Consider the following 26702-nt stretch of genomic DNA (forward strand, 5'->3'; position numbering starts at 1 on the left):
GCTACCAGCGGGCTTCGACCTGGTCCTTGATCCGCCGGTCGTAGAGGTCCCGGATCGCCGTGAGCGTCGCCCCGGGTAGCTCGGGGAGCCGGGCGGCGGCCGCGTTGGCGCGGGCCTGCTCGGGCGTGCGGGCGCCGGGGATGACGGTGGTGACGCCGGGCTGCCCGATGATCCAGCGCAGGGCCAGCTGGGCCGGGGTGTATCCCTCGGGGGCGAGCGCGGCGAACTCGGCGGCGGCCTCGACACCGGTCGCGTAGTCGACGCCGGAGAAGGTCTCGCCCTGGTCGAAGGCCTCGCCGTGCCGGTTGTAGGTGCGGTGGTCGTTCTCCGGGAAGACGGTGTCCTTGGTGTACTTGCCGGACAGCAGTCCGGAGGCGAGCGGGACCCGGGCGATGATGCCGACGCCCGCCTCGCGGGCGGCCGGGACCACCTCGAGCAGCGGCTTCATGCGGAACGGGTTGAGGATGATCTGCACGCTCGCCACGTTCGGCCGGGCGATCGCGGTGAGCGCCTCCGCGCAGGTCTCCACGCTGACGCCGTAGGCGGCGACGCGCTCCTCCGCCACCAGGGTGTCGAGGGCGTCGAAGACCTCGTCGGTGGAGTAGACGGGGGTCGGCGGGCAGTGCAGCTGCACCAGGTCGACGCGGTCGACGCCCAGGTTGCGCCGCGAGCGGTCGTTCCAGGCGCGGAAGTTGTCCAGCACGTAGTTCTGCGGGATCTGGTCGACCCGGCGGCCCATCTTGGTGGCGACCAGTACGTGCAGGTCGGGCCGTCCGCTCAGGAACGACGCGATGGTCTGCTCGCTGCGTCCGTCGCCGTAGACGTCGGCGGTGTCGAAGAAGGTGACGCCCGACTCGGCGGCGGCCTCCAGCACCGCGAGGGCTTCCTTGTCGTCGACGTCGCCCCAGTCCGCCCCGAGTTGCCATGTGCCGAGACCGATCACGGAGGCGTGCTGTCCCGACCTGTCGAATGTGCGCTCGTCCATGGACGTCAGTCTGTCATCCGTCCCGGCCGGGCGACGGGGCGGCTCCGCTTCCGCGCGGGCCCGGTCAGGCGCTCTGGGCCGTCCGGCAGTCGGGGTGGCCCCAGCCCTTGTCGTTCTTGGCGATCGGCTCCCCTGCCGCGTAGGACCGCCCGCACGTGCAGCGGCCCGGGAACTTCGCCTTGATGGTGCGGGCCGAGGAGCCGCCGCGCTGCCGGGGGGTCTTCGCCCCGCCGGACCCGCGCTTGGCCGCACCGCCCGCCGGGCGGTCCGGGGCGGCCGGCGGCTCGGGCGAACCCAGTGCGCTGCCGGCGTCCTGCTGGACGGTGGCCGCCTGGCTGGCCGCGCGGTCGGCGAAGTCGTTGAGCCGGTCGCCGTCGACCTGGTGGGCGGGGACGTAGCGGAACTCGACCGAGCGGTCCTGGAGGAGTCCGTCGATGCGGACGACGAGTTCCTGGTTGGCGACCGGCTTGCCGGCCGCCGTGCGCCAGCCGTTGCGCTTCCAGCCGGGCAGCCAGGTGGTGACGGCCTTCATGGCGTACTGCGAGTCCATCCGCACCTCGAGCGGTACGGCGGGATCGGTCGCCGTCAGCAGCCGCTCCAGGGCGGTGAGTTCGGCGACGTTGTTGGTGGCCGTGCCGAGCGCGCCGGCCTCCCAGCGGACCGGCGCCTCGGACGCGTCGGCGACCACCCAGGCCCAGCCGGCGGGCCCGGGATTTCCCTTCGAAGCCCCGTCGCACGCGGCCACAACTCGTTCACGCATGCGCCCGATCATGCCATGTCCGGGCGGGCGTGCCGGTCCCGCTCCCCCGGGCCGTGGACGCGGAGGCGCGCCCCGTCCCCGAACCGCTTCGAACGGTGGGAGAGCACGGCGGGGAAGAACGCGCCGGACTCCCCGGGGCACGGGTGAGGACCACCGCCCGCAGCGGGCGCCGGGCCCGGCACGGGTGCCTCCGGGATCACACGGGTGATCGGGGAGGGCCTCCGCCACGGCCGGCCGGGGCCCGCGGTCCGGACCTCACTCGCCCGCGTACGCCTTCTCCAGGGCGGCGATGTCGAGCTTGCCCATCGTCATCATGGCCTTCATGGCGCGGTCCGCCTTCCGCCGGTCCGGGTCGCCGGCCATCTCGGTCAGCCGGACCGCGTTGACCTGCCAGGAGACGCCGAACCGGTCCTTGAGCCAGCCGCAGGGGCCGTACTCGCCTCCGCCCTCGACGAGCTTCTCCCAGTAGTGGTCGATCTCCGCCTGGTCCGCGCAGTCGAGCTGGAAGGAGATCGCCTCGTTGAACGTGAACTCGGGTCCGCCGTTCAGCGCGACGAACCTCTGGCCGTTGGCCGTGAACTCGACGGTGAGCACGGAACCCTCGGTGCCGGGCGTGGCACCGGTCTTCCGGACGACGGCGCCGAGGCTGGAGTTCTCGAAGACCGAGACGTAGAAGTTCGCGGCTTCCTCCGCCTGGCCGTCGTACCAGAGACACGTGGTGAATCCGTCGGTGTTCATGGGCACCTCCCGTGGATGGATCGCGGTCATGGGTGTCGACTCCCGCGCGCCGCGGAATTCATCGGTGCGCGGCGGACCGGGAGCGGAACGGGCGCTCTGCCCGTGGCGAATCTGCCGCGGGCAGAGATTTCCCCGCCGGCCGGACCGTTCCGTCGACAGTGGGTGACACGCGGTCACCCGGGCCGCGTTCCGACGAGCGACCACCAGGAGCGCCGATGTCCCCGTTCACCGCCGGCCCGTGGCCGGCCCCGCTGCCCCGGGCCGAGGAGGGCGACACCCCGCCGACCCGGTTCGACGACCATCTCGCCGCCCAGCTGCTCGCGCAGCGCATCGTGCTGCTCGGCACGCAGGTCGACGAGGTGTCGGCCAACCGCGTGTGCGCGCAGCTGCTGGTCCTGTCCGCCGAGGACCCGCGCACCGACATCAGCCTGTACATCAACAGCCCCGGCGGCTCGGTCCACGCGGGCCTGGCCATCTACGACACGATGCGGCTGATCCCCAACGACGTCTCGACCCTGGCGATGGGCTTCGCGGCCAGCATGGGCCAGTTCCTGCTCTGCGTCGGCACGCCGGGCAAGCGCTACGCCCTGCCGAACGCGCGCGTCATGATGCACCAGCCGTCGGGGGGCATCGGGGGCACCACCGCCGACATCGAGATCCAGGCGGAGAGCCTGGAGTTCACCAAGCGGACCATCGAGCGGATCACCGCCGAGCACACCGGCCAGACCCCGGAGACCATCTCCCGGGACGGCGACCGGGACCGCTGGTTCACCGCCGAGCAGGCCAGGGAGTACGGGATGGTCGACCGGGTGGTGGAGTCGCTCGCCGACGTCCGCCCGGCCGCCGCCCGGCCCAGGATGGGACTGCGGTGATGGGGACGTACACGATTCCGAACGTCGTCGAGCGCACCCCGCAGGGCGAGCGGTCCTACGACGTGTTCAGCCGGCTGCTGGCCGAGCGGATCATCTTCCTGGGCACGGAGATCGACGACGGGGTCGCCAACGTGGTCATCGCGCAGCTCCTCCATCTGGAGTCGGCGGCCCCGGAGAGCGAGATCGCGGTCTACATCAACTCCCCCGGCGGCTCGTTCACCTCGCTGATGGCGATCTACGACACGATGACGTTCGTCCAGGCTCCGATCTCGACGTTCTGCGTCGGGCAGGCGGCGTCCACGGCGGCCGTGCTGCTGGCGGGCGGGGACCCGGGGCGGCGGTTCGTGCTGGAGCACGCGCGGGTGCTGCTCGGGCAGCCGGCCACCGGTGGCACGCGCGGCACGGCGTCCGACCTGGCGCTGCGGGCCAAGGAGATGGTGCGGATCCGCTCCCAGGTGGAGGAGGTGCTGTCCCGGCACACGCACCACGACGTGGCGACCCTGCGGGCCGACATGGACCGCGACAAGGTGTTCACCGCCGAGGAGGCCGTGGCGTACGGCCTGGCCGACGAGGTGCTGGCCCGGCGCCTGGTGGGCGTGTGAGGCGCCGGGCGCCGCGGGTCAGGCGGCCAGGCACAGTCCGTTGTGGGCGGAGCCGGACACTCCCCGGCCGGTGACGGTCCGGCGGCCGGTGACGCGGACCAGCTCTCCGTGGGCCCGGGTCAGCAGGTCGCCGAGGCCGAGGCCGAGCGCCTGGGCGGCGGCCGCGAGGACCTCCGAGGAGGCCTCCTTGCGGCCCCGCTCCACCTCCGAGAGATAGGGCAGGGAGATCCGGGCCGCGTCGGCGACGTCCTTCAGCGTCCGTTCCTGGGCGAGCCGCTCGCTGCGCAGCACGTCGCCGACGAGGTCGCGCAGCAGCGGCTCCCTGGGCGCGGGTGCCGGCTCCGGCCGCGACGGGCCGGGGCGCAGGGGGATGACACGGGCACGGTCCGGCGCGGGGCCGGTCAGCTCTTGATTGGTCACCTCCTCAGCCTAGGAATTCCGGTCCCGAGGGGAAGGGAGCGGAGTTCCGCCCTGAGTGAAGGCGTTCCCGGGCGCGGCCCGGGCTGCCGCGCGGGCCGCGCCCCCGTACCATCGGACGTACGAGTGACGACCGGTGCGCGCCGCGGTTCCGAGCCTCTCGGAACACGGTGGGCATGGGTCCGCGTGACCTGGGTACCCGCAGGGCTCAGGCACATGTCAGCCGTGACGTCCGTGGGGAGAGGTAATGAGGACCGCCGTGATCCGGTCGCAGGCGCAGGTAGCGGAGATGCACACCGAGGCCGGGACGGGTGACGGAAGTCCGCTGGACGTGGTGGATCCGCGCGCCGTCGCCCCGCGCGACGCCAGGGAGCTGTCCCGCCAGTTCTTCCGTCGCATGGCGGAACTGGAGGAGGGCACGCACGAGTACCAGTACGCGCGCAACACCCTCATCGAGATGAACATGTCCCTCGTCCGGTTCGCGGCCGGGCGGTTCCGCGGCCGCGGCGACGACATGGACGACATCGTGCAGACCGGCATGATCGGCCTGATCAAGGCCATCGACCGGTTCGAGCTGTCCCGCGAGGTCGAGTTCACCTCCTTCGCGCTGCCGTACATCGTCGGTGAGATCAAGCGTTTCTTCCGGGACACCACGTGGGCCGTGCACGTGCCGCGCCGGCTCCAGGAGCTGCGCGTCGAGCTGGCGAAGGCCCGCGAGGAGCTGGCCAGCCGGCTGGACCGGGAGCCCACGGTCGGTGAGCTCGCCACGCTGATGAACATCACCGAGCAGCAGGTCGTCGAGGGGCAGATCGCCGCGAACGGGTACAACTCGTCGTCGCTGGACGCCGCCCTCACCGGTGACGGCCCGGAGAACGGCGAGGCCGTCCTGGCCGACTTCATCGGGATCGAGGAGGAGGGGCTGCGCCTCGTCGAGGACTTCCACTCGCTCGCTCCGCTCATGGCCGAGCTCAGCGAACGCGACCGGGAGATCATCCACATGCGGTTCGTGGAGGAGGCCACCCAGGCGGAGATCGGCGAGCGCCTCGGCTGCTCGCAGATGCATGTGTCCCGCCTGATCAAGCGGATCATCACCCGGCTGCGCGAGGGCATGCTGGGCGAGCTCGGCTGTGCCTGACCTCGGCTGCGCCTGACCGGGCGGACGACGACGCGGCCGGTCAGGCGGCGCCGAGCTCCAGCACGGCGCGCACGCACTTGCCGACCGGGACGCGCTCCACACGGACGTCCCGTGCCAGCGCGCGGACGATCTCCAGACCGTGCCGGCCGACGCGTTCGGGGTTGCGGGGGAAGACCCGGGGCAGGCTGGCGCTGCTGTCGTAGACCGCCACCGTGAGCGAGGTGTCCGTGCCCTCCAGCTCCAGGATGTACGGTCCGTCGCTGTGCCGGTCCGCGTTGGTGACCAGTTCGCTCACCACCAGCAGCACCGCGCCGTCGGCCCGCTCGTCGATCGTGGCGCACCACTCGGTCCGCAGCTGCTGGAGGAAGTGCGCGGCGAACGTCCGCGCCTCGGCGATGCATCCCGGCTCGCCGGTGAAGTGTGCCGCCCGCCGCAGCGGTTCCACGGGCACGTCGAAGCCAGTCGGTATCACTGCCCCGTCCAGGTGGTAGGTCATGCTCGTTTCTTTCCGCGAAGCCGGGTCGACCGGACGAATCTGCACCAGTCCTGGTACCCCGGCTCTCGCGGCGCAGTCCCCCTGATCGGTGTTCGGCTCCGCGGGGTGGAGGACCCGGGTCGGTGTTCGGCTCCGCGGGGCGGGAACCCGGGCTCCACCGGGGTTCGGCGGAAGGGGCGCCATGAACGGACTGACGGCGGTGCGGAGCCTGACGACGCTGCCCGTGGTGACGCTGGGCGGCGATGCCGTGGCGCACGTCAAGGACACGGTCTTCGACCCGGCGGCCGGGCGGATCGCGAGCTTCACCCTCACCGGCCGGACCCTGATGTCGGGCCCGCTGCCGCGGGACCTGCCCTGGCCGGCGGTGCACTGCCTGGGCCCTCACGCGGTGATGGTCCGCGACGAGGGGGCGCTGTGCGACCTGCCGCTGTCGGTGGCGCGCCGTGACGCCCTGCGCGGGCGGCTGCTCGGGGCGCAGGTGCTGACCGACGAGGGCGACCTGGTGGGCTCGGTGCTCGACGTGCTGGTCGAGGGCGGTACCAGTGGCCGGCTCGTCGCGTTCCGGCTCGCCGCGCACCGGGAGCTGGTGCACGGCTCCCGGCACCGCCGGCACCAGGTGTACGTGCCGCGGGGCGAGGTCCTGAGCGTCTCCGGCCGGACGCTGGTGATCCCGGCGCACGCGACGGCGTACGTCACCGGCGACCTGCCGTCCTTCGTCGCCCGGGCCGGCGCCCGCCACGGGCTCGGGAGGGGCGCGGTCCGATGATGCTGTTCTCACGGGTGCACGGGCTGCCCGTCCTCACCCCGGGCGACGCGGACCGGGTCGGGGCGGTGCGCGCGCTGACGGTCGACGCGGCGTCCAGGGAGGTCACGCACGTCCGGATACGGCGCGGGCGGCTGCGCAGGGAGGCCGTGGTGGCCTGGGCCGACCTGGGCGCGGCCGGCCCGGACATGCTGATCGCGCGCCCGTCCGGCCGGCCGGCCGAGGTCCCGCCCCACCGCGACCTGGTGGGGAGCAGGGTGCTCACCGAGTGCGGCGAGGAGCGCGGCACCGTGCTCGACGCAGCGTTCGATCCGGTCACCGCCCGCATCGAGGCGGTCCTGACGACCCTCGGCGAGCTGCCGGCCGAGCGCCTGCTGGGTCTCGGGGACCACGCCCTGGTGGTCCGGACGGGCGACGGGCACCACGCGGAGGACATGCCGCGCGGACGGACCTCCCGGCGGGCGGGGGCGGGCGGGGCTGCTTAGCGTGCAGACGTGAGCTCACGCACCTTCTCCGGCCGTCCGGCCGCCCGTCACGGCTGGGCGCAGGCCCTCGCCGCGGTACTCGGCGCGCTGATCACCATGGGCGCGGTGGCCTCGCTCGGGCTGTGGGCGGCGGGTGCCGGGGACCTTCCGGGCGGTTCCTTCCCTCCGGTGGTCGCGGCGACGGTGGTCGCGGCCGTCGGCGGCTCGGTGGAGCTCTCCGGGGACGCCGGTGAACTGGCCGGCACGGAGGGCGGTCTGACGGTCGTCCCGCTGTCCGTCACCCTCGTCGGGGCACTGGTCGTCGGCCGGGCCTTCCTGCGCCCGCTGCGGCACCACGCGGTCGCCGGGGCGCCCGAGCTGGCCGGGTGGGCCGCGAGGATCGCCGCCCTGTGGCTGTTCGCGCTCCTCGGCCTCGCGCTCGCCGCGCGGCACACGTTCGAGCTCTCCCTCGGGGACGGCCCGCTCGGTGACCTGGGTGACCTGTTCGGGATCAGGCCGGTGGTGGGGTTCTCCACCGACGTGCCGCCGACCGTCCTCGTCGGCCTGCTCTGGCTGGCGGGGGTGCTGGTGGTGTCACTGCTGGTGTCCCGGGGTGCCCCGCTGCCGGCCGGGCTGCTGCGGTTCCAGACGTCGGCGCGTCCGGCAGCGCAGGCGATGGTGCTGCTGTTGCTGGCCGCCGTCGTCGTCTGCCTCGTCATCGCGCTGGTCGTCGCCGCCACCCGGGGGCACCCGGCCGAGACGTTCGCCGTGATCCTGCTGGGGCTGCCCAACGTGGCCTGGCTGGCGCTGACGATCGGGCTCGGTGCCACCTGGGACGGCAGGGTGGAGGGGCCCTTCGGGCTGCCCATGCCGCGGGTGCTCGACGAGGTGCTGCGCACCCCGGACGTCTCCGCCCTGAACCTGCGCACGCTCACCGAGCACGACGGCGGGAGGTGGTGGTGGCTGTTGGTGGTGGACGCGGTGCTGCTGCTGGCCGCCGCGTCCGTGACGGCGGCCCGGTCCCCGGCCCGGGTCCCCGCCTGGCGGCACGCCGCGCGCATGGCGCCGGCACTGGCGTCGGCCGTGCTGATGATCTGCCTCATGGTCCGGATCTCCGCACGGTTCGGCCTGTCCGTGCTCGGCATCGGTGACCTCGGCGAGGGCTTCTCCGGCCAGGTGCTGCTGAGGCCGCGGCTGTGGAGCGCCCTGGGCCTGGCCCTGCTGTGGGGCCTGGTCACGGGTTTCGCGGGGGCGCTGTCGGCGCGCGGGGTACGCCGGAGGGGCGGGGCCGCGACGAGGCCCCGGCAGGAGGCGTAGCGGCGGCCAGGGCCCTGGCGGGGACGGCGCCGGCCCGTGGGGCGAGGTCGGGGCGGCCGGCGGTCAGTGGCGCGGGGCGACGTGCGGGGGACGGAATCCGGGGCCGTCGTCGCCGGCGCCTACCCCCGCATCACGGCCGGCTCGTGGCGCCGCAGCAGACGGGACACCAGCAGGCCGAGGACCAGCGACAGGGCGAGCAGCATGCCGACGGCGAGCAGCCACACGTCCACCGTGTGCACGAAGAGCGGATCACGGCTCAGGTCGCCGGGCGAGAGCGCGGGGAGCCCGATGGTGCCGGCCATCGCGGCGAACCCCCAGCGGGCGGGTACCAGCCAGGCCAGCTGCTCCAGCACGAGCACGCCCTCGAGCGGCAGCAGGGCGCCGCAGAAGACGACCTGGACGATGGCGAGCAGCACCAGCAGCGGCATCGTCACCTCCTCCTTGCGGACCACCGCGGAGACCAGCAGGCCGAGCATCATCGCGGTGAAGGCGAGCAGCGCGACGGCGACGGTGATCTCGACAAGGGGCGGCATCAGCACGCCTTCGCCACCGGGTGCGTTCAGGTCCACACCGAGCAGTGCGACGAGGGTCAGCACCACGGCCTGGAGCACGGTGACCGTACCGAGCACGACCACCTTGGACATCAGGTACGCCGATCTGGACAGGCCCACGGCCCGCTCCCGCTGGTAGATCACCCGCTCCTTGACGAGTTCGCGCACCGCGTTGGCCGCGCCGGTGAGGACCGCGCCGACGCACAGGATGAGCAGGGCGTTCATGGCGGACCTGCGCGTCAGCTCGCTGCCCGCGAGGGCCCGCGCCATGGCGCCCATCACGAACGGCAGCGCGATCATGACGGCGAGGAAGGTGCGGTCCGCGGCGAGCGCGGCGGTGTAGCGGCGGACCAGGGTGCGGAGCTGGGCGCCCCAGCCGCGCGGCCGGGGCGGGGGGCCCACGGTGACCGGCTCCTCGCGGGGCCGCTCGGGCTGGGCGGCGGCCTCGACGACGTACCGCCGGTGGAAGAGGGAGTCGTGGTACTGCCCCTTCCAGTCCCGGTCCCGCTGCTGCTCGAACGCCTCGAAGGCCTCCGGCCAGTGCTCGAAGCCGAAGAAGGCGAGGGCGTCGCCGGGAGGGCCGTAGTAGGCGACCCTGCCGCCGGGGGCGAGGACGAGGAGGCGGTCGCAGACGTCCAGGCTGAGCACGCTGTGGGTGACGACGACGACGGTCCGGCCGTCGTCGGCGAGGCCGCGCAGCATGCGCATCACCGAGCGGTCCATGCCGGGGTCGAGGCCGGAGGTCGGCTCGTCGAGGAAGAGCAGTGACGGCTTGGTCAGCAGTTCCAGCGCGACGCTGACCCGTTTGCGCTGTCCGCCGGACAGGCTGTGGACATGCTGGCGGGCCCGCTCCCCGAGGCCGAGTTCGCGGATCACCTCGTCGACCCGGGCCCGTCGTTCGGCCTGGGCGGTGTCCTGCGGGAAGCGCAGCTCGGCGGCGTAGGACAGGGCGGCGTGGACGGTCAGCTGGGTGTGCAGGATGTCGTCCTGCGGGACGAGGCCGATGCGCTGGCGCAGCTCGGCGTAGTCGTGGTAGAGGTCGCGGCCGTCGTAGAGGACGGTGCCGTGGTCGGCGGGGCGCTGACCGGTGAGCGCGTTCATCAGGGTGGACTTGCCCGCACCGCTCGGGCCGACGACCGCGAGCAGGCACTTCTCCCCCACCGGGAAGGAGACGTGGTCGAGGAGGCGCTTGGCGCCCCGGTCGACGGCGACGGTGAGGTTCTGGACGTCGAGGGAGACCTCGCCGGTGTCGACGTACTCCTGGAGTTCGTCGCCGATCAGGCAGAAGTCGGAGTGGCCGACGCCGACGATGTCGCCGGGGCGGATGTCGGCCCGGTCGACCGGCACGCCGTTGAGGTAGGTGCCGGTGTGGCTGCCGAGGTCGACGATCTCGTACGAGCCGTCGGCGTGGAGGTGCAGTTCGGCGTGGTGCCGGGAGACGATCAGGTCGTCGACGACCAGGTCGTTGTCGGGGTCCCGGCCGATGCGGACGGTGCGGGTGGGCAGCGGCCGTACGGAGGCCGGCTGCCGGAAGGTGTGGGTGAGGGCGGGATGGGAGACCGCCTGCGGCCGGTCGCGCGCGGGGGCGGCGAGGACGGCGCGGGGGCCGTCGTCGGGACTGCCGAAGTGGATGACGTGGCCGGGGCCGACCTCCCGGGTGCGGATGCGCTGACCGTCGGCGTAGGTGCCGTGGGCGCTGTGCTCGTCCTCGACGGTCCAGCGGCCGTCCTCGGGACGGAGCACCGCATGGTGCCAGGAGACCCGGGCGTCGTCGAAGACGATGTCGCTCGACGGGTCGCGTCCCACGTGGTAGTCGCGGACCGGACTCATCACGGTGGAGCCCGTCTCGGTCTCCAGGACGAGCTCCGGGGCGACCGGCCGCTCCGCCATGACTGGATTCTACCCATTGGCCCGTTCGGGTGCCCGGTGTCACCGGCCGGGGCGCGGCCGTGCGCCTCAGGCGACGGGAACGCCGAGCACCCGGGCGGCGCGCTGCATGCGCAGGGCGTCCACGGACTCGGCCAGCAGTTCGTACTCGGTGGTGTCGTCACCGGTGGCGACGCGCACCATCCGTCCGGCGGCGAGCGTCTCGGCCACCTCCTCCTGCCGGGCGACGTCGCCGCACCAGGTGCGCAGCACGGCGGGTACGTCGGGCACGCCGTCGGCGACGGGGACGAGCGCTCCCGGCGGTAAGTGCTCGGCGTCGGGCTGCGGGTCGAGACGCTCGGCGATCCAGAGGGCGCGGTCGCGCAGCCACCACAGGGCCAGGGCGAGGGTGGGCGCCCGGTAGGTGCCGAGCGGTACGCCGATGCGCCGGCCGTCGCAGATCCCGTACGCGGTGACATGGCACAGGAATTCGTCGTGCACGTTCCCTCCCCCGCTGCGTCGCTCGCCCGCCGGGCCGGGCCGGCTGCCCGCCTCGTGGCTCGCATGCTGTGCGTGAGGGCGCCGTCGCGCGGTGTGAAGCGCTCTCGATGTCGAGTATGTTCACCGCTGAAACACTGTCACCATATGTTTCCGGCCAGTCTCCTGGCATATTCACGGCCGTCGCTGGCCGAAACGGTGCGGGTGTGGCCGAGGGAGCGCATGTGACCTCGGAGGTGGTCGACCGGGATCCGCTGTCCGACCGGCGGGCACGGCCTCCCCGGGGAATCCGCCGTGGCCACGGACGCCCACCGCCACGACGCCGTCGGCCACGGGCCGGGCGGCCGCACGACGCCCGGCCCGCACCGGTGCCCCTACTGCTTCACGACCGCGTCGATGCGGGCCAGCTCCTCCTCGCTGAAGTCGAGGTTCCGCGTGGCGGTGACGCTGTCCTCGAGCTGCTGCGGGCTGCTCGCGCCGACCAGGGCGGAGGTGAGGCGGCCGCCGCGCAGCACCCAGGACAGCGCCATCTGCGCCAGGGTCTGGCCGCGCGAGGCGGCGATCTCGTCGAGCGCGCGCAGCCGGCCCACCAGCTCCCCGGTGACGGCGTCGGTGTTCAGGAAGGGACTGTCGCTCGCGGCCCGGGAGTCCTCGGGGATGCCGTCCAGGTAGCGGGCGGTCAGCAGGCCCTGCTCCAGCGGGGAGTAGGCGATGGAGCCGACCTGGAGCTCGTCCAGGGCGTCCATCAGCCCCTCGTCCTCCGGACGGCGGTCGAGCATCGAGTAGCGGGGCTGGTTGATCAGCAGCGGGGTGCCCAGCTCACCGAGGATGCGGGCGGCCTCGCGGGTCTGCTCCGCGGAGTAGTTGGACACACCGACGTACAGCGCCTTGCCCTGCTGGACCGCCGAGTGCAGCGCGCCCATCGTCTCCTCCAGCGGAGTCTGAGGGTCGAAGCGGTGCGAGTAGAAGATGTCGACGTAGTCCAGACCCATCCGGCTCAGGCTCTGGTCCAGCGAGGAGAGCAGGTACTTGCGCGAGCCCCATTCGCCGTACGGGCCGGGCCACATCAGGTAGCCGGCCTTGGTGGAGATCACCAGTTCGTCGCGGTACGGCGCGAAGTCCGCCTTCAGGGCCTCGCCGAGGGCGGACTCGGCCGCGCCCGGCGGGGGCCCGTAGTTGTTGGCGAGGTCGAAGTGGGTGACGCCCAGGTCGAAGGCGCGGCGCAGGATGGCGCGCTGGGTCCCGGCCGGACGGTCGGGACCGAAGTTGTGCCACAGGCCGAGCGAGAGCGCGGGGAGCTTCAGGCCGCTGCGGCCGGTGCGCCGGTAGGGCATGTCCGCGTAACGGTCGGGGTGTGCGGTGTACAACACGACTCCAGAGGGGTTGGCACACGTCTTGGACGGTTCCGTCGAACCGCCCGTCCACTCTGTCGCGACCTGCGGGCAGTGGTCCAACAGAAGAATCCGATGGAATTCAGCGGATACGCTTCTCAATCATGGAACTGCGTCACCTCCAGCACTTCGTCGCCGTGGCCGAGGACCAGCACTTCACCCGCGCGGCGGAACGGCTGCTGGTCTCCCAGTCGGGCCTGTCCGCGTCCATCCGCGCCCTGGAGCGCGAGCTGCAGACCCCGCTGTTCGTCCGCACGACCCGCAGGGTGACGCTCACCGAGGCCGGCCGGGCGCTGCTGGCGGAGGCCGAGCGGATCCTCGCCCAGGTGCGGGCCGCGCACGAGGCGGTGGCCGCGGTGCAGGGCGTGCTGCGCGGCACGCTCGCGGTCGGCGCCGAGCAGTGCATCGCCGGGGTGAACGTGGCGGAGCTGCTCGCCACGTTCCGGCGGCTCCACCCGGACGTGGAGATCCGGCTGCGGCAGTGGGGGTCGGCCGCGCTGGCGGAGGAGGTCGCGGCGGGGCGGCTGGACCTGGCCTTCGCCTACCGGACGGAGGCGGACCCGGAGCAGCTGCGGTCGGTGCCGTTGACCAGCGAGCCGATGACGGTGCTCTGCCACCCCGGCCACCGTCTCGCGCGCGCCGGGGCGCCGCTGACCCCGCGCGATCTCGGCGACGAGGTCTTCGTCGACTTCCACCCGGACTGGGGTCCGCGCCGCGCCACCGACGCGGCCTTCGCCGCCGCGGGCGTACGGCGCACGGTGGCGCTGGAGGTGAACGACGTGCACAGCCTGCTCGACCTGGTCGACGAGAACCTGGGCGTCGCCGTCGTGCCGCGGCACTTCCGGCACAAGCGGGAGGCCCTCACCGCGCTCCCGCTGAAGGACACCGGGGAGGCGGTGTACGAGACGGTCGCCCTGGTGCCGTCACCGCGGGCGACGAGTCCGGCGGCGCGGGCGCTGATGACCCTGCTGGACGACGGGGGCGCGTGAGGCGCGCGGATGCGCGAGGGTAGGGGGCATGCATGCCAAGGACATCCTCATAGACGGCTTCGGCCGCGTCCGGGAAGAAGTCCACTCCGCCGTCGAGGGCCTCGGTCCCGACGACCTGAACGCCCGGCCCGGCCCCGGCGCGAACTCCGTCGCCTGGCTGGTCTGGCACCTCACCCGGGTCCAGGACGACCACGTCGCCGACGCCTTCGGGCTCGACCAGGTGTGGCTCTCCCAGGGCTGGGAGAAGCGCCTGGACCTCGGCCTGCCCCGCCACGACACGGGGTACGGCCACACCCCGGCGGAGGTCGCCGAGGTGCGGGTCGGCTCCGGTGACCTGCTGACCGGCTACCACGACGCGGTGCACGAGCAGACCCTGGGGGCGCTGCGCGCGCTGGCCGCCAAGGACCTGGAGCGCGTCGTCGACGAGGGCTGGGATCCTCCGGTGACCCTGGGCGTACGGCTGGTCAGCGTCCTGTCCGACGATCTGCAGCACGTCGGACAGGCCGCGTACGTGCGGGGGCTGACTCAGAGCACGGACTCGTAGCCGGGCAGGACGACGTCCCGGATGAGCGCGTTCCGCTCGTCGAACGGGAGGAACGCGCTCTTCACGGCGTTCACCGTGACCGTGCGCAGGTCCTCGGCCGTCCAGCCGGCCTGCTCGACCAGCAGGGACATCTCCCGCGTCATGGTGGTGCCCGAGACGAGGCGGTTGTCGGTGTTGAGGGTGACGCGGAAGCCGAGGTCCTTCAGCGCGGTGATCGGGTGCTCGGCGATCGAGGTCGCGGCGCCGGTCTGGAGGTTGGAGGTGGGGCACATCTCCAGCGCGATCCGGCGGTCGCGGACCCAGCCGGCGAGGCGGCCGAGCTTGCCCTCCACGATGTCCTCGGTGATGCGCACCCCGTGCCCGATGCGCTGGGCGCCGCACACCTGGAGCGCCTGGTGGATGCTGGGCAGGCCGTGGGCCTCGCCGGCGTGGATGGTGAAGGGCACGCTCTCGCGGCGCAGGTGCGCGAAGGCGTCGAGGTGGTCGGCGGGCGGGAAGCCGTCCTCGGCGCCGGCGATGTCGAAGCCGACGACCCCGGCGTCCCGGAAGGCGACGGCCAGGTCGGCGGCCTCGCGGACCCGGTCGAACATCCGCATGCCGCAGAGCAGGGTGCCGACCCGGACGGGCGTCCCGGCGGCGGCGGCCTTGGCCATGCCGGCGGCGAGGCCCTCCTGGACGGTCTCCACGACCTCGCGCATCGTCAGCCCGCCCCGGGTGTTCAGCTCGGGGGCGTAGCGCACCTCGCCGTAGACGACACCGTCGGCGGCCAGGTCGAGCACGTACTCCTCGGCGGTGCGCAGCAGGCCCTCACGGGTCTGCATGACGGCGAGGGTGTGCTCGAAGGTGGCGATGTAACGGACCAGGTCGCCGGAGTTCGCGGCCTCGACGTACCAGGCGGCGAGCTCGTCGGGGTCGGTGGTGGGCAGGGTGTGGCCGACGGCCGCCGCCAGTTCCACGACGGTCGCGGGGCGCAGACCGCCGTCGAGGTGGTCGTGCAGCACCGCCTTGGGGAGGCGGCGGAGGGTTTCTGCGTCTATGCGCGTAGATGACATGTGCGGTCTTTCCTCGGCGGGTCGTTCGGCGGGAAGGCGGAGCGGATCAGGGGGTGGCGGGCTGGAGCAGGTCCCAGCGGTTGCCGTACAGGTCCCGGAAGACGGCGACCGAGCCGTACGGCTCGTGGCGCGGCTCCTCCAGGAAGGTCACGCCGGCGGCGGTCATGCGCGCGTGGTCGCGGGCGAAGTCGTCGGTGTACAGGAAGAAGCCCACGCGCCCGCCGGTCTGGTCACCGACCCTGGCCCGCTGGGCCTCCCCCTCGGCGCGGGCGAGCAGCAGCCCCGTGCCGGTGTGCCCGGCGTCCGGCTCGACGACGACCCAGCGGCCGCCGTCCGGCCTGGGCGCGTCCTCGGCGAGCCGGAAACCGAGCGCCCCGGTGTAGAAGCGGATCGCCTCGTCGTAGTCGTCGACGACGAGGGTGACCAGGGGGATGCGTCTCATCGTGACCTCTCGAAGGGGGATTGACCGGAGAGGTTATACGTAAAACCGCCGGGCGCGCCAGTCCCGCTCCGGGGAGGCCCCGGAGCGGGACCGGCGCGGGACCGGAGCGGGACCGGAGCGGGACCGGAGAGCCGGCTACGGATACGCGTAGGTGTTGAGGGCGGTGACGGCGGCCGCCGGGTCGCCGAGGTCGTAGCGGTCCACGGCGAGGTAGTTGGGCTTCTTGCGGGCGGCCGGCCGGCAGAACCGGCGGGCGCGGTCGGCGAGCTTGGAGTTGTCCGTGCCGGCGGTGGAGGCGATCGTGGTGTCCCGGAAGTGGTTCATGACGAACAGGGGGCGGAAGCCGGGTTCGGTGCGGGTCAGCGGGATGGTGGTGTCCGCGTCGTACCACCGGCTGTAGCAGGACCAGTCGGAGGCGCCGACGCCCGGGCCCATGGACCAGTGGTTCTCGACGGTCCACTCCCGCTGGTACAGCACGCCGAAGGTGTCCCGGGTCGTTCCGGCGGCCCGGTCGGCGGCGCGGCTGTGGTCAGTGAAGATCAGCAGCCGGTGCCCGGCGGCGGCCAGCTCCCCCATGGTCGGCCAGCCGTTCTCCCGGACACCGGTGCGGTCGGGCCGGTAGAGCACGTCCGACAGCCCCTGGACGCGGGCGAGTTCGGCGCGCAGGACGCCCGGGTCGACGTAGTCCTCCAGGAAGACGGTGACGAACTGATCGGGGTGGGCGCGCAGGAAGTCGACGATCCGCTGGAGGTCCACCCACAGGGCGACGGGCCTGCTGACCAGGGTGCAGCTGTTGTGGCAGAGGATCGCGCCGTCCGGGGTCTGGTGGATGTCCAGCATGAATCCGCGGACGCCGTCGGCGAGTTGGCGCTCGATGCCCCGGTTCTGGTTGGGGAAGAGGTCGATGAAGGGCGGGGCGAAGCCGCCGTCGACGCCGTTGGCGTAGGCGTTGTGGGCGGTGAGGAAGGTGACCTCGTCCAGGGTGCGCAGGTCCCACGGCGGCAGGGGACGGGTCACCGGGTCGACCGGGGTCAGGTACCAGGTGGCGAGGTCACCCGTGCCGGTGCCCACGGCGAGCGGGGCGGGATGGTTGGCGCCGGAGGGCTTCGGGACGACGGTGAGGCGGCGGTCGGTGCCGGGGACCGTGAGCGTGAAGCGGTCCGCGCCCACGGGGGCGATCTCCCAGCGCGCCTCCGGGCTCGCGCAGGCCACGGTCCGGGCCTGGTCGCCGGCGCGGCCGAGGCAGGTGCCGGGGCCGTCGGTGTTCTCCAGGGTGCCGTCGGCGCGCAGGTTCCACTGCTGGTGGTCCTCGTCGCCGCGCGGTCTGTGCTGTTCGACCGCGCCGGAGGCGTCGGCGGCGTTCAGTCCGGTCGTCGCGCTCTGGACGTAGTAGGCGCCGGGCGGCGGAACCGACGCGGCGGCGGCAGGTAGGGGTGCCACGACCGTCGCGGCCAGCGCGGCGGCCGTGACGGTCGTGGTGAGCAGGGCGTGGGGGGTGCGCATGGTGGCTGCCCTTCGTCCGGGGGACGGCCCGCGCACGTGCGGTGCGCGGGCCGCTACCCGAGGCTCTTAGGTCAGGTGCATGACAGCACGCCGAACGGTCGGGCGTCAGCAGTACAGGTTGCCGCCGGGTGACGTTCCGAGGATCTGGGTGAACTGCTGGTACTTGGTCACCCGGCTCTGCACCTGCGCCGGGTTCCGGCCGTCGCACTCCAGGGAGCCGTTGATGCTGCGGATCGTCTGGCCGAAACCGGCCTGGTTGACCATGGCGTTGTGCGGGGTCATGGTGCCCGGCCCGGACTGGGTGTTCCAGTACCACAGGGCGGTCTTCCAGGCGACGGCCGCGTCGTTCTGCACCAGCCAGGGGTTGCCCAGGAGGTCGATGCCGAGCGCGTCGCCCGCCGCCTTGTAGTTGAAGTTCCAGCTCAGCTGGATCGGTCCGCGCCCGTAGTACGCCGCCTGGCCGGCCGGGCAGCCGTACGGCTGTCCCCAGTCGCAGTAGTGCGGGTAGTTGGCGGTGTTCTGCTCCACCACGTGCACCAGACCGCCGGTCTCGTGGCTGACGTTGGCCAGGAAGGCGGCGGCCTCCTGCTTCTTCACCGTGTCACCGCCGGTGTTGGCGAAACCGGGGTAGGCGCTCAGCGCGGCGGTGAGCCCGCTGTAGGTGTAGAAGGGGTTCCGGTTCGGGAACATCTGGTTGAACTGCGCCTCGGTCACCACGAAGGTGCCAACGGGCGTTCCGGGGCCGTTGTCACAGGCGTACGGCTCCCAGTACCAGGTGCTGATGACCGGGTCGTACCCCGGATTGGCGTGCTCGGCGATGTACGCCCGGCCGTCGGTGTAGCGCACGATGTCACCGGCGTTGTACGACCTTCCGGCCACCCAGTTCGGATAACTGGAGCACGAGGCGGCGGAGGCGGTGGCGGCGGGGAGCAGCACCGGCGCGCTGCCGGCGAGGACGAGAGCGGCGGTCACGGCGGCGATGCGTCTTCTCGACAAGGGAACGACTCCTTCGCGGAACGCGGCCGCTCCCGGGCGGGGGCACGCCTGAGCGGGACCTCGCCCGCACATGCCGGCGGGGCCGGTCACGGCAGTGGGGGCGGCCGTGGTGGGGGGTGTGAGAGCACACTCAACCGCTTTGGTCTGTACCAGTCAAGGGTTTAGACCAGTCATCGCGGCGCGGACGCGTCCGCGGGCTCGCGGCGGCCGGGCCGACGGGTCGCACCGGCGGCCGGCCCGTGCCCGAACTCCCCGGCGCCGGGTGCCGGACACGCCGTCCGGCCCGTTCACCGGGCCGGCCGCGCGGCCGTCCGCGGGCGGGCCGTGCGGAGGTGGTCCGCGGCGGGGACCGCGACCGGACCCGACTCCCCACGAGCCCTACACATAAAGGAAAAATAAGGGCAGAATGAACCTACGCGGCTCTTACCGCATACCGCACCAGACGCGGTCAGGCCTGCTAGTCGAAGGAGACGACCCATGGCCAACGTCTCACACCCCCGCGGTGACATCACGAGCCACCCCGATGCCTCGGAGATGCGGGCACGGTACGACCGCATGCTCGGGGGTCGTGATGTGGCCCTCGTGGACGGACCGGTGTTCCTGCTCGGTCTCTACTGCGCGGTGTCCCCGTGGATACTCCACTACACGACGAGCCAGCCCGCGCTCGTGACCCACAACCTGATCGTGGGCATCGCGATCGGTCTGCTCGCCCTGGGGTTCACCGCGGCCCCGGCGCGCATGTACGGCCTCAGCGGGGCCATGTGCGCCCTGGGCCTGTGGATGATCGTCTCGCCGTGGATCGTCGGTAGTGACCCCGACGCCGGCGTCATCTGGAACAACATCATCATCGGCGCCCTCACCCTGATCCTGGGCACGGCCTGCGCCGCCACGGCCGCCAAGACCGCCCGCCGGTCGTAGGAGGGCCACGAAAGGAGCCGAACGCCGGTCCGCGCCGATCGCGGACCGGCCCTCTCGCGTCCGGGCGGGACCGTCGCGGCGGCCTTCGGGGCAACCTCGGGGCGGCCTTCGGGGCGGCCTTCGGGGCGGCCTTCGGGGCGGCCTTCGGGGCGGCCTTCGGGGCGTCGCCCGGGTGGAGCGGCCGCTCCGGATCGGCCTCACCGCACCGGAAGCGACCACACCGGAAGCGACCGCGCCGGAACGCGCGAGGACCGGCCGCAGACGGAATCCGGCGGTCCGCGTCAGCGGCGCGACAGCCACTGCTCGTACCAGGTCACCGTGGCGTCCACGGTCTCCTCGAGCGGCGTCGGCGTCACGCCGAAGGCCTGTTCGAAGGCCGAGGAGTCCATGATCTGGGGCTCGGTGTACTGGTAGAACATCTCGGCGAGTTCGGCCATGAAGACCTCGTCGAACGGGCCGAAGGGGCGCGGCTCCTCCAGGACGACCACCTTCAGGGGCCGGCCGGTCCGCTTCTCGATCATGGCGTGGATCTCACGGGTGCTGACGGCGGGCGCGGTGGGCAGATGCCACACCCGCCCGTCGCCCTCGGGCCGCTCGCCGAGGACGGCCAGACCGGCCGCCACGTCCTCGATGCCGCTGTAACTGTGCGGCAGGTCCAGGTCACCCGCCCCCATCACCTCGCCGCCGGTGAGCGCCCCCGGGAAGACGGCTCCGCCGAGGGACGAGTTGAGCACTCCGGGACCGACGAAGTCGGCCGAGCGGCCGAGGACCACCCGGGCACGGCCCTCCCGGTGCGCGGCGAGATACCGCTCGTCGAGCGTGGCGCGCATCCGGCCCTTGCGGCTGGTCGCCCGCCAGGGGGTGTCCTCGGTCATCACCGCTCCCCCGGTCGGGCCGTACGGGTAGATCGTGTCGAGGACGACGAGCCGGGCTCCGGACTCCTCGACGGCGGCGAGCACCGCCTCCTGGATCCGCGGCATCACCTCGACCTGCAGGTGATAGGCGACGTTGGCGCAGTGGTACACCACGGCGGCGCCGGCGACGGCCGCGCGTGCGCCGTCGGCCGTGCCGACGTCGGCGGCCTGCCGCCGGACCCCCTCGATCTCCGGCCCGTCCCCCTTCCGGGAGACGAGCCGGACGGCGTGACCCCGCCGGACGAGCTCCCGGGCGAGGGTGGTTCCGGCGGGACCGGATCCCAGGACGGCGTGCAGGGGGCGGGAGGCGGGGGCGGCAGCGGGCATGACGGTCTCCTCGACGGACGGCGCGAGGGATCACTTATCGGCCCTCACAATTGTTAGAGACTATAACTCTCGCAATGAGGGATTGCAGTGACGGGCCGTACCGCCCCGACCTACCGCACGGGCACGTACACGTACGGCGTGGTCGTGGTCAGAGGGGTGAAGCCGAGGCGTTCGAGGATGGGCCGGCTCTGGCTGGAGGCGTCGACCTGGAGATAGCGGTAGCCACGGTCGGCCGCGACCCGGGCCCGGTGGGCCACCAGCGCCCGGTAGATCCCCCGGCCCCGCCACCGCGGCACGGTCCCACCGCCCCACAGCCCGGCGAACGGGGTGCCCGGCACCAGCTCCATGCGCGCCGCGCTCACCGGTTCGCCGCCCGCCAGGGCCACGACGGCGACGACGGTGCCGGGGTCGGCGGTGAGCCGGTCGAGCAGGTACCGGCGGAACCGGGAGACATCGGTGCCGAACGCCTTCGCCTGTGCTTCCGCCATCAGGTCGACGCCCGCCCGGTCGGTGACGGGCACGATGCGGACCCCCTCGGGCGGCTCCGCGTCCAGGGCGAGACCGGCGACCTCGCCGACCATGAGCGTCTCGGCCGGCTCGGGGACGAATCCGGCCGCCGCGAGTCGCTGCCCGAGGTCCGCCGGCCGGTCGTGTCCGTACAGCTTCCACTCGAACTCGCGGCCGAGCCCGGTGAAGTGCGCGATCTGCTCCGCGATCACCACGTCCGCGTCCGCCGCCTCCAGGGCGGACCAGACGACACCGTTCCAGCCGTGCGCGGGTCCCTTCTGGCGCACCACGGCGCCGGCTCGCTCCACCTCCGCGCCGGGGCCGTCGGGCCGCGCCCCCTCGCGCACCTCACGGTCGAACAGGGCCAGTACGTCAACTTGATCCGTTTGATCCATGCGCCGGACCCCATCATGGGGCGATGTCCGGGGCAACGGGATTACCGTTGCTCCCGGTCGGACGAGACGAGGAGGCCTGACCATGGTCGTGCGGGACGAGGAACTGCCGTACCTGCGGCGCTGCGTGGAACTGGCGGCCGAGGCGCTGGAGTCCGGTGACGAGCCGTTCGGTTCGGTCCTCGTGTCCGGGGACGGCACCGTGCTCGCCGAGGACCACAACCGCGTGGCCTCCGGGGACCGCACCCGGCACCCGGAGTTCGAACTGGCCCGCTGGTCGGCCGCCCGCATGACCCCCGCCGAACGGGCCGCGGCCACGGTGTACACCTCCGGCGAGCACTGCCCGATGTGTGCCGCCGCCCACGCCTGGGTGGGCCTCGGACGCATCGTGTACGTCGCCTCCTCCGAGCAGCTGGCGTCCTGGCTCACCGAACTGGGGGTGCCAGCCCCGCCGGTGCGGACGCTGCCCGTCGCCGAGATCGCCCCGGGCGTGACCGTGGCCGGCCCCGTCCCCCGGCTGGCGGAGGAGGTCAAGGAGCTGCACCGGCGGTTCCACCGCGGACGCGGCTGACCCACGGGGCCGGCCGTCTCTCCGGACGGTCCGGCCGTACGTCCGCAGCCGTCTCACCTCATCGGGCGTCCCGCCGCCGGCCGGCCCGGCCACGGGCCGCCGGGCTCGTGGCGGCCGGGTACCCGGCCGGACCGCCCGGCGTACTGTCGCCGGGCCGGCGGGCGGGAGCCCCGGGGCCCGCTTATGGTGGGCGAGGGCGCCGGTCGGGGCGTCCCTGGAGGCATCGATGCTGGCCAAGCTGTCCAAGCGACCCTCGGTCCGGCGCCGCGCGGTGCGGCCCACGGTCCGGCGCTGCGCGGCCACCGGGGCGGTCGGGCTGGCCCTGCTGGGCACGGGACTGACGGCCACCGGCCGGACGGACGCCGACCTCGACCGGTTCCACGACCAGAAGATCACGTGGTCGGCCTGCGAGGGCACGGACCTGCCGAAGGACATGCAGTGCGGGACGGTCACCGTGCCGCTCGACTACGCGAAGCCCGACGGGGGCACCCTCGAACTGGCCCTCGCCCGTTACCGTGCCTCCGGCGACCCACGGGGCTCGCTGCTGCTGAACTTCGGCGGTCCGGGCGGTTCGGGGGTGCTGGGACTCGCCCGGGGCCGCGAGGACTTCCTGGGCCTGACCGAGGACTACGACGTGGTCTCCTTCGACCCGCGGGGCGTCGGCCGTTCCGCGCCGGTCAGCTGCGGCGCCGACGCCACCGGTCAGGCGCTGGAGGCCACCGACGGCGAGGAGACCGCGGATCCGCGCGACACGCTGCGCAAGCTGCGCGAGGTGGCCGCCGAGTGCGCCGAGCACTCGGGCCCGGTCCTCGAGCACATCGGCACCGTGGACGTCGCACGCGACCTGGACGTGATGCGTCAGGCGCTCGGCGACGAGAAGCTCAACTACCTGGGATTCTCGTACGGGACCCGGCTCGGCGCGGTGTACGCCGCCAAGTTCCCCGACAAGGTCGGCCGCATGGCGCTCGACGGCGTGGACACGCTGACCGAGCCGCTGGCCGAGCAGGGGCTGGCCGGTGCCCGGGGGCAGCAGACCGCGCTGGACAACTTCCTCACCTGGTGCACCGAGGAGCTCTCCTGTCCGTTCGGGCAGGACGCGCGCACGGCCCGCACACAGGTCGTGGAGCTGGTCGACTCGCTCGACGAGAACCCGGTGCCGACCGACTTCGGTTACGAGTTCACCGGTCAGGACCTGGTCGCCGCCATCGGGCAGGGCCTCTACACCAAGGAGACGTGGCCGCTGCTGCAGCGGGCGCTCGCCCAGCTCATGGAGGACGGGGACACGCGCGGGGTGGAGGCCCTCGCGACCGGGGGGATGGCGCCGCCCGTGCCCCATCGGGCCGACCACCCCCTCGTCGACGAGGAGGACGTGCCCCTGGACAACCTGCCGGCGGCGCTGATGGCGGTGAACTGCGCGGACGACCCCGAGCGTCCGGACGCCGAACGCCTGACCCGGGACCTGGCCCGGCTGCGCGGCGCCTACCAGGAGGCCTCGCCGGTCTTCGGGCGGTACCGGCTCGCCCAGGTGGTGCTGTGCTACGGCCGCCCCAAGGGGACCGACTACATCCGCGAGCGGGTCAAGGACCTCGACACGCCGAAGATGCTGCTGGTCGGCACCCGGGGCGACCCGGCCACGCCGTACCGCTGGACGGTGGAGACGGCCGAGCGGCTCGGCCCCTCCGCCGTGGTGCTGGACAACCGGGCGGAGGGGCACACCGGCTACGGGGCGTCCGAGTGCGTCCACCGCAAGATCGACGACTTCCTGCTCTACGGCTCCCTGCCGCGCAGCGGCAGTTCCTGCGGATCCGAGGACGACGGCCGCCTCTGAGCGGCTGCCCGGCCCCGGGGACGCACAGGCCCGCTTTGCCCCGAATGCCCTGTCGGTGAATCCGCCCTATGGTGCTGTCATGGAGCACGATCTGAGTCCCACGGCCCTTGCCGAGCTTCGTCGCCCGCGCCCCTACCCCGCGGTGTCCGTGCTGACGCCGACGCACCGGCGCGAGCCCCTCAACACCCAGGACGCCGTCCGGCTGCGCAACGCGGTGGCCGAGGCCAAGAAGAAGCTGGAGGCCGATCCCGCGGTCACCCGGGACCGGCGCACCGATGTGGCCCGGCAGCTCGACCGGGCCCTGGCCGAGGTCGACCTGTCGCACTCCGAGGACGGCCTGGTCATCTTCGCCGCCCCGGGCGAGCACCAGGTGTGGTCGCTCGCCCGCAGCGTGCCCGAGCGCATCGTCCTCTCGGACACCTTCCTGACCCGCAACCTCGTCTCCGCCCACACGGCGCAGCGGCCGTTCTGGGTGCTGTCCGTCTCCGCCGACCGGTGCACCCTGTGGAGCGGCGGCGTGGACCGGGTCGTCGAGGAACGCGCCGGCGGCTTCCCGCTGATCCGGGAGCAGCGGAACTTCGACCCCGAGCGGCAGGAGTGGATCGGCGACCAGCCGAGCAGCTTCCGGAACGAGGACACCCGCCGGTTCCTGCGCGAGGCGGACACCGCGCTGGGGAAGCTGCTGCGCCACCACCCGCGGCCGCTGTACGTCACCGGTGAGCCCGCCGCCCTGTCCCTGCTGGGCGAGGCCGGCAGTGCGGCCGGGGACGCCGTGCACGTCCCGCACGGCGGCCTGGCGCACGGCACGCCCGAGGCGGTGTGGCAGGCCGTGCGGCCGGTGCTGGAGGCCGAGGCCCGCAGGAGCACCGAGGACGTGGCGCGGTCGCTGGAGTCGGCCCGGGGCCGCAAGGAGTTCGCGGCCGGCGTCGACGAGCTGTGGCAGAGCGCCCGGGAGGGCCGGGTCCGGCTGCTGGCCGTGGAGGAGAACTACCGGATCACGGCGCGCGACACCGGCGACCATCTGGTCATCGCCGAGGACGGCGACCTGGACGCCCGCGCGGACATCGTGGACGAGATCGTCGAACAGTGCCTGGAGACCGGCGCCGAGGTCCGCTTCGTCCCGGACGGCGCGCTCGGGGACGCGGACGGGATGGCGGCGGTGCTGCGCTACTGAGGACGGGGCGACCCACCGGTCACCCACGCGCGAACACTTGTCCGTCGAACGCGTGAATGAGTGACGGCGGCCGACCGACGGAGCGTCATATCACTTGCGTACCATGGGAGTTGAGACGCCCGTAGCGCCTCTGACGTATTCCCGCGGGTAACCCGGTGAAGACGGTGACATATGCCATGGGCACCGCCTTATCGTGTGTTGCCGAATCCCTTACGGGCCGTCGCGGGCTGTGCGAGAGTCGTAACGGTCCTCCCTCCGCCTGAAGGCCGTACCGTCCCCGCATCGGAGTGCGTCATGCCGTCCCACCTCTCCGCGGACCGCCCAGCCGCCCAGCCGCCAGGACGCGGCCCGGTCGACGCGCTCATCTCGCAGACCCGGCGGCTCAAGGGCGAGGTCGACGCCGCACGCCGGGACGGTCCGGCCGACGCGGCGGACCCGCGGGAACGCTGGCGACGCGCGCTGTACGACCTGGCGCTGCATCAGCTCGACGACCTGGACGGGCACCTGGCGCAGCTGCGGGACGACCCGCTCCCCGTGCCGGCGCAGGCACCGCACGACGCCCTGCTCAGCCGGGTCGGCAGCGCGGAGTGGGACCTGCTCACGGACGAGGTGCGCTGGTCCGGGGAGCTGTACCGGATCCTGGGCCGCGACCCGGCCGCCGCGCCGCTCACCCTCGACGAACTGCCCTCGCTGGTGTTCGAGGAGGACCGGCCCAGGCTGACCGCGATGGTCACGGACTGTCTCGTCGACGCCCGGCCCATCGACGGGGAGTTCCGCGTCGTACGCCCGGACGACGGTGTACGGACCGTGCACATGATGGGCGAACCGGTACTCGGTGCCGACGGCAGCACCGCCTCGATGTGGGCGGTGCTGCGCGACGTCAGCGAAGTGCGCCGTTGCCGGCGGGCGGTGAGCGAGACCCGTGACTCGCTGCACCGCCAACGGCACGCCGCCGCGCGGACCGAGCACCGGCTCGCGGTCGAGCTGCAGGAGGCCGTGCTGCCGACGTGGCACGGCCCCCTGCGGTTCCCGCAGGCCGGCCCGGGAAGCCTCGACCTCGCCGCGGCCCACCTGCCGCCGTCGGCGCACGCGCGGATCGGCGGCGACTGGTACGACGCCCTGGAACTGTCCGACGGTACGACGCTGCTCAGCGTCGGCGACCTGACCGGGCACGGCGTCGGCGCGGCCTCGGGCATGGCGATGCTGCTCGGCGCCGTGCGCGGCATGGCGATGACCGGCACCGCGCCGGGACCGCTGCTGGCCTGCCTCAACCGGTTACTGGACACCACCGCGCAGCCGGCCCTGGGCAGCGCCGTCTGTCTGCGCTACCGGCCCGGGACCCGCTCACTGCTGTGGGCGCAGGCCGGGCACCCCGCCCCGCTGCTGTTCCGCGGCGGGACGGGGCGGGCGCTGGACACGCCGGACGGCGTGCTGCTCGGCGCCGTCTCGGGCGCCTCCTACGGACAGGCCGAGGAGACCCTCGACGCCGGTGACGTGCTGCTGCTGCACACCGACGGGCTGGTGCCCGGACACGCCGGAGCCACGGCCGCACACCGTCTGCTCGAACTGGCCCCGCGCTTCGCCGCCGCCCGCACCGCACAGGACTGCGTCCGGGCGGTCGCGGAGGAGTTCGGCGAGCGGGAGCGCGACGACGCCGCCTGTGTGCTCGTCGCCCGGGTCACCCCGTAGC

Annotated in this window: 27 protein-coding genes; 13 read left to right on the top strand and 14 right to left on the bottom strand. The window is 73.2% G+C overall.

Features of this window, described 5'->3' with window-relative positions; genetic code table 11:
- Nucleotide 1: 1 nt before the first annotated feature.
- From AB0A94_RS29490 to AB0A94_RS29500, 3 genes are all read right to left on the bottom strand, one after another.
- Nucleotides 2-985, bottom strand: coding sequence for an aldo/keto reductase (locus AB0A94_RS29490; RefSeq protein ID WP_361748970.1), 984 nt, complete (start codon nt 983-985; stop codon nt 2-4).
- A gap of 64 nt (nt 986-1049) precedes the next feature.
- The gene (locus AB0A94_RS29495; protein ID WP_361748971.1) at nt 1050-1745 is read right to left on the bottom strand and encodes a ribonuclease H; all 696 of its coding nucleotides are present in this window, start codon (nt 1743-1745) and stop codon (nt 1050-1052) included.
- A 255-nt stretch (nt 1746-2000) separates the two neighbouring features.
- A complete protein-coding gene (locus AB0A94_RS29500) occupies nt 2001-2483 on the bottom strand; it encodes a VOC family protein (protein ID WP_361748972.1) in 483 nt (160 codons plus the stop codon).
- 215 nt (nt 2484-2698) lie between these two features.
- On the opposite strand from AB0A94_RS29500, the gene AB0A94_RS29505 reads away from it, so the two are divergent.
- Nucleotides 2699-3355 (top strand): ATP-dependent Clp protease proteolytic subunit, encoded by a 657-nt coding sequence (locus tag AB0A94_RS29505; protein WP_217131259.1) that lies wholly within the window; start codon nt 2699-2701, stop codon nt 3353-3355.
- Complete coding sequence (locus tag AB0A94_RS29510; protein WP_361748974.1) at nt 3355-3957, top strand: ATP-dependent Clp protease proteolytic subunit; 603 nt, start codon at nt 3355-3357, stop codon at nt 3955-3957. Before AB0A94_RS29505 ends, AB0A94_RS29510 begins: the two co-directional genes overlap by 1 nt.
- A gap of 18 nt (nt 3958-3975) precedes the next feature.
- On the opposite strand, the gene AB0A94_RS29515 is transcribed toward AB0A94_RS29510, so the two are convergent.
- Nucleotides 3976-4362 (bottom strand): helix-turn-helix transcriptional regulator, encoded by a 387-nt coding sequence (locus AB0A94_RS29515; protein ID WP_361749020.1) that lies wholly within the window; start codon nt 4360-4362, stop codon nt 3976-3978.
- A gap of 259 nt (nt 4363-4621) precedes the next feature.
- Here AB0A94_RS29515 and AB0A94_RS29520 point away from each other — a divergent pair, with 259 nt between their 5' ends.
- A complete protein-coding gene (locus AB0A94_RS29520) occupies nt 4622-5509 on the top strand; it encodes an RNA polymerase sigma factor SigF (protein WP_361748975.1) in 888 nt (295 codons plus the stop codon).
- A 40-nt stretch (nt 5510-5549) separates the two neighbouring features.
- Here AB0A94_RS29520 and AB0A94_RS29525 read toward each other — a convergent pair whose 3' ends face one another.
- On the bottom strand, nt 5550-6005 hold the full coding sequence (locus tag AB0A94_RS29525) for an ATP-binding protein (protein WP_361748976.1): 456 nt from the start codon (nt 6003-6005) through the stop codon (nt 5550-5552).
- Between the two features lie 181 nt (nt 6006-6186).
- Here AB0A94_RS29525 and AB0A94_RS29530 point away from each other — a divergent pair, with 181 nt between their 5' ends.
- From AB0A94_RS29530 to AB0A94_RS29540, 3 genes are read left to right on the top strand one after another with little or no spacing between them, the layout of a single operon-like run.
- Nucleotides 6187-6771 carry a PRC-barrel domain-containing protein gene (locus tag AB0A94_RS29530; RefSeq protein ID WP_361748977.1) on the top strand — a complete coding sequence of 195 codons (585 nt, stop codon included), beginning with the start codon at nt 6187-6189 and terminating at the stop codon, nt 6769-6771.
- On the top strand, nt 6768-7253 hold the full coding sequence (locus AB0A94_RS29535) for a PRC-barrel domain-containing protein (RefSeq protein ID WP_361748978.1): 486 nt from the start codon (nt 6768-6770) through the stop codon (nt 7251-7253). Before AB0A94_RS29530 ends, AB0A94_RS29535 begins: the two co-directional genes overlap by 4 nt.
- Nucleotides 7254-7262: 9 nt before the next feature.
- Nucleotides 7263-8549, top strand: a complete 1287-nt coding sequence (locus AB0A94_RS29540; RefSeq protein ID WP_361748980.1) for a streptophobe family protein — start codon at nt 7263-7265, stop codon at nt 8547-8549.
- Nucleotides 8550-8668: 119 nt separating this feature from the next.
- Here AB0A94_RS29540 and AB0A94_RS29545 read toward each other — a convergent pair whose 3' ends face one another.
- From AB0A94_RS29545 to mgrA, 3 genes are all read right to left on the bottom strand, one after another.
- Nucleotides 8669-10990, bottom strand: coding sequence for an FHA domain-containing protein (locus tag AB0A94_RS29545; protein WP_361748981.1), 2322 nt, complete (start codon nt 10988-10990; stop codon nt 8669-8671).
- A 66-nt stretch (nt 10991-11056) separates the two neighbouring features.
- Complete coding sequence (locus tag AB0A94_RS29550; RefSeq protein WP_361748982.1) at nt 11057-11467, bottom strand: hypothetical protein; 411 nt, start codon at nt 11465-11467, stop codon at nt 11057-11059.
- A 371-nt stretch (nt 11468-11838) separates the two neighbouring features.
- Nucleotides 11839-12831 (bottom strand): L-glyceraldehyde 3-phosphate reductase, encoded by a 993-nt coding sequence (mgrA, locus tag AB0A94_RS29555; protein WP_361749021.1) that lies wholly within the window; start codon nt 12829-12831, stop codon nt 11839-11841.
- A gap of 128 nt (nt 12832-12959) precedes the next feature.
- Between mgrA and AB0A94_RS29560 the strand changes: the two genes are divergently transcribed.
- Nucleotides 12960-13844 carry a LysR substrate-binding domain-containing protein gene (locus AB0A94_RS29560; protein ID WP_361748983.1) on the top strand — a complete coding sequence of 295 codons (885 nt, stop codon included), beginning with the start codon at nt 12960-12962 and terminating at the stop codon, nt 13842-13844.
- Nucleotides 13845-13872: 28 nt separating this feature from the next.
- Nucleotides 13873-14388: a DinB family protein gene (locus AB0A94_RS29565; RefSeq protein WP_361748984.1), complete on the top strand. Its 516-nt coding sequence runs from the start codon at nt 13873-13875 to the stop codon at nt 14386-14388.
- On the opposite strand, the gene AB0A94_RS29570 is transcribed toward AB0A94_RS29565, so the two are convergent.
- The 4 genes from AB0A94_RS29570 to AB0A94_RS29585 all read right to left on the bottom strand — a co-directional run bounded on the left by AB0A94_RS29570 (nt 14370) and on the right by AB0A94_RS29585 (nt 18381).
- Complete coding sequence (locus AB0A94_RS29570; RefSeq protein ID WP_361748985.1) at nt 14370-15440, bottom strand: adenosine deaminase; 1071 nt, start codon at nt 15438-15440, stop codon at nt 14370-14372. The two genes, AB0A94_RS29565 and AB0A94_RS29570, sit on opposite strands and share 19 nt — an antisense overlap.
- A 46-nt stretch (nt 15441-15486) precedes the next feature.
- On the bottom strand, nt 15487-15882 hold the full coding sequence (locus AB0A94_RS29575) for a VOC family protein (RefSeq protein ID WP_361748986.1): 396 nt from the start codon (nt 15880-15882) through the stop codon (nt 15487-15489).
- 135 nt (nt 15883-16017) lie between these two features.
- Nucleotides 16018-17385: a PI-PLC domain-containing protein gene (locus AB0A94_RS29580; RefSeq protein WP_361748987.1), complete on the bottom strand. Its 1368-nt coding sequence runs from the start codon at nt 17383-17385 to the stop codon at nt 16018-16020.
- 105 nt (nt 17386-17490) lie between these two features.
- Nucleotides 17491-18381, bottom strand: coding sequence for a glycoside hydrolase family 19 protein (locus AB0A94_RS29585; RefSeq protein WP_361748988.1), 891 nt, complete (start codon nt 18379-18381; stop codon nt 17491-17493).
- A 477-nt stretch (nt 18382-18858) separates the two neighbouring features.
- Here AB0A94_RS29585 and AB0A94_RS29590 point away from each other — a divergent pair, with 477 nt between their 5' ends.
- Nucleotides 18859-19299, top strand: coding sequence for an SPW repeat protein (locus AB0A94_RS29590; protein WP_361748989.1), 441 nt, complete (start codon nt 18859-18861; stop codon nt 19297-19299).
- 281 nt (nt 19300-19580) lie between these two features.
- On the opposite strand, the gene AB0A94_RS29595 is transcribed toward AB0A94_RS29590, so the two are convergent.
- On the bottom strand, nt 19581-20540 hold the full coding sequence (locus tag AB0A94_RS29595; RefSeq protein ID WP_361748990.1) for an NAD-dependent epimerase/dehydratase family protein: 960 nt from the start codon (nt 20538-20540) through the stop codon (nt 19581-19583).
- Between the two features lie 110 nt (nt 20541-20650).
- Complete coding sequence (locus tag AB0A94_RS29600; RefSeq protein WP_361748992.1) at nt 20651-21442, bottom strand: GNAT family N-acetyltransferase; 792 nt, start codon at nt 21440-21442, stop codon at nt 20651-20653.
- 82 nt (nt 21443-21524) lie between these two features.
- On the opposite strand from AB0A94_RS29600, the gene AB0A94_RS29605 reads away from it, so the two are divergent.
- The 4 genes from AB0A94_RS29605 (at nt 21525) to AB0A94_RS29620 (ending at nt 26701) form a co-directional block, all read left to right on the top strand.
- The gene (locus tag AB0A94_RS29605) at nt 21525-22010 is read left to right on the top strand and encodes a nucleoside deaminase (RefSeq protein WP_361748993.1); all 486 of its coding nucleotides are present in this window, start codon (nt 21525-21527) and stop codon (nt 22008-22010) included.
- Nucleotides 22011-22236: 226 nt separating this feature from the next.
- The gene (locus AB0A94_RS29610) at nt 22237-23838 is read left to right on the top strand and encodes an alpha/beta hydrolase (RefSeq protein ID WP_361748994.1); all 1602 of its coding nucleotides are present in this window, start codon (nt 22237-22239) and stop codon (nt 23836-23838) included.
- Between the two features lie 79 nt (nt 23839-23917).
- A complete protein-coding gene (locus AB0A94_RS29615; protein WP_361748995.1) occupies nt 23918-25012 on the top strand; it encodes a chemotaxis protein in 1095 nt (364 codons plus the stop codon).
- A gap of 294 nt (nt 25013-25306) precedes the next feature.
- Complete coding sequence (locus AB0A94_RS29620; RefSeq protein WP_361748996.1) at nt 25307-26701, top strand: SpoIIE family protein phosphatase; 1395 nt, start codon at nt 25307-25309, stop codon at nt 26699-26701.
- The last annotated feature ends 1 nt before the right edge of the window (nt 26702 follow it).

The organism is Streptomyces sp. NPDC044984 (assembly GCF_040646935.1).
GTDB lineage: Bacteria > Actinomycetota > Actinomycetes > Streptomycetales > Streptomycetaceae > Streptomyces.

Excerpts from the sequence above, each read along its gene's own strand:
- AB0A94_RS29510 (WP_361748974.1), top strand. The coding sequence starts at position 3,355 with ATGGGGACGTACACGATTCCGAACGTCGTCGAGCGCACCCCGCAGGGC.
- AB0A94_RS29595 (WP_361748990.1), bottom strand. The coding sequence starts at position 20,540 with ATGCCCGCTGCCGCCCCCGCCTCCCGCCCCCTGCACGCCGTCCTGGGA.
- AB0A94_RS29590 (WP_361748989.1), top strand. The coding sequence starts at position 18,859 with ATGGCCAACGTCTCACACCCCCGCGGTGACATCACGAGCCACCCCGAT.
- AB0A94_RS29575 (WP_361748986.1), bottom strand. The coding sequence starts at position 15,882 with ATGAGACGCATCCCCCTGGTCACCCTCGTCGTCGACGACTACGACGAG.
- AB0A94_RS29545 (WP_361748981.1), bottom strand. The coding sequence starts at position 10,990 with ATGGCGGAGCGGCCGGTCGCCCCGGAGCTCGTCCTGGAGACCGAGACG.
- AB0A94_RS29535 (WP_361748978.1), top strand. The coding sequence starts at position 6,768 with ATGATGCTGTTCTCACGGGTGCACGGGCTGCCCGTCCTCACCCCGGGC.
- AB0A94_RS29525 (WP_361748976.1), bottom strand. The coding sequence starts at position 6,005 with ATGACCTACCACCTGGACGGGGCAGTGATACCGACTGGCTTCGACGTG.
- AB0A94_RS29495 (WP_361748971.1), bottom strand. The coding sequence starts at position 1,745 with ATGCGTGAACGAGTTGTGGCCGCGTGCGACGGGGCTTCGAAGGGAAAT.
- AB0A94_RS29600 (WP_361748992.1), bottom strand. The coding sequence starts at position 21,442 with ATGGATCAAACGGATCAAGTTGACGTACTGGCCCTGTTCGACCGTGAG.
- AB0A94_RS29490 (WP_361748970.1), bottom strand. The coding sequence starts at position 985 with ATGGACGAGCGCACATTCGACAGGTCGGGACAGCACGCCTCCGTGATC.
- AB0A94_RS29620 (WP_361748996.1), top strand. The coding sequence starts at position 25,307 with ATGCCGTCCCACCTCTCCGCGGACCGCCCAGCCGCCCAGCCGCCAGGA.
- AB0A94_RS29500 (WP_361748972.1), bottom strand. The coding sequence starts at position 2,483 with ATGAACACCGACGGATTCACCACGTGTCTCTGGTACGACGGCCAGGCG.
- AB0A94_RS29505 (WP_217131259.1), top strand. The coding sequence starts at position 2,699 with ATGTCCCCGTTCACCGCCGGCCCGTGGCCGGCCCCGCTGCCCCGGGCC.
- AB0A94_RS29530 (WP_361748977.1), top strand. The coding sequence starts at position 6,187 with ATGAACGGACTGACGGCGGTGCGGAGCCTGACGACGCTGCCCGTGGTG.
- AB0A94_RS29605 (WP_361748993.1), top strand. The coding sequence starts at position 21,525 with ATGGTCGTGCGGGACGAGGAACTGCCGTACCTGCGGCGCTGCGTGGAA.
- AB0A94_RS29580 (WP_361748987.1), bottom strand. The coding sequence starts at position 17,385 with ATGCGCACCCCCCACGCCCTGCTCACCACGACCGTCACGGCCGCCGCG.
- AB0A94_RS29565 (WP_361748984.1), top strand. The coding sequence starts at position 13,873 with ATGCATGCCAAGGACATCCTCATAGACGGCTTCGGCCGCGTCCGGGAA.
- AB0A94_RS29570 (WP_361748985.1), bottom strand. The coding sequence starts at position 15,440 with ATGTCATCTACGCGCATAGACGCAGAAACCCTCCGCCGCCTCCCCAAG.
- AB0A94_RS29520 (WP_361748975.1), top strand. The coding sequence starts at position 4,622 with ATGAGGACCGCCGTGATCCGGTCGCAGGCGCAGGTAGCGGAGATGCAC.
- AB0A94_RS29615 (WP_361748995.1), top strand. The coding sequence starts at position 23,918 with ATGGAGCACGATCTGAGTCCCACGGCCCTTGCCGAGCTTCGTCGCCCG.
- AB0A94_RS29610 (WP_361748994.1), top strand. The coding sequence starts at position 22,237 with ATGCTGGCCAAGCTGTCCAAGCGACCCTCGGTCCGGCGCCGCGCGGTG.
- AB0A94_RS29560 (WP_361748983.1), top strand. The coding sequence starts at position 12,960 with ATGGAACTGCGTCACCTCCAGCACTTCGTCGCCGTGGCCGAGGACCAG.